This is a genomic window from Oleiphilus sp. HI0043 (assembly GCF_001634935.1).
The window spans coordinates 1-935 of record NZ_LWEY01000819.1; the positions used below are offsets into that span (position 1 = coordinate 1).

Below are 935 nucleotides of genomic sequence, written 5' to 3' on the forward strand. Positions count from 1 at the left end.
GTAGTAATCCGTCTCCTCGATACTTCGACCAGTATCAATAATATCGATGCCATAGGATTCAATGAAAAAGACTCGGAACTGTTTACCCAACTCGTTAACAAAAGCAGTGGCCTGATTTTAGTGACCGGCCCTACTGGCTCCGGAAAAAGCACCACACTTTATGCGGCACTCGAATCCATCAAACAACGTGAAATCAATATCATCACCGTTGAAGATCCGGTTGAATTCCATATCGATGATATTCTGCAAATCCAGGTCAACAATGCCATAGATTATAGCTTTGCACGTGCACTCAAAAATATTCTTCGCCACGACCCAGACGCCATTATGATCGGTGAAATACGAGATGAAGAAACAGCTAAAATGGCAGTAGAAAGCTCACTTACAGGGCATTTGGTGTTATCAACCTTACATACCAACAGTGCCGCTTCGACCATTACCCGTCTACTTGAAATCGGCGTACAAGCCTATCTCCTAAATGCAACGCTACTAGCGGTACTGGCTCAAAGACTTGTTAAACGGAATTGTCCTCACTGCCTGGAAGAAGAGCAGGTATCCCCTATTGTACGGAAAGCTTTGGGTCTGAGTGAGGATGAAGTATTCTATCAGGGCGCTGGTTGTGATAACTGCCATATGACAGGCCATAAAGGCCGTGTTGCAGTATATGAACTGTTGACACTATCACCCGATATTCGAGACATGATCAAGCCAAAAGTAAGTGCGACAGATATCGAAAAAGCCGCAATCGAAAATGGCATGACGCCTCTTACTGATCATGCACTGCATATTGCCCGACAACAGCAAACCTCATTGTCAGAAGTGTATCGGGTAAGACTGGGATAACCTCAAACCTTACTCAGACGCCTCATCCAAAGACAACTTGCTCAAGACAATGACTGCTTGTGTACGGTTACTCACGCCTAATTTTTTAAATA

General features: G+C 44.3%; 1 protein-coding gene. It reads left to right on the forward strand.

All coding sequences use genetic code 11. The features are described from left to right. A partial coding sequence (locus A3729_RS09310) for a GspE/PulE family protein (RefSeq protein ID WP_197475734.1) occupies positions 1-843 on the forward strand: 843 nt, incomplete at its 5' end. Positions 844-935: the final 92 nt, after the last annotated feature.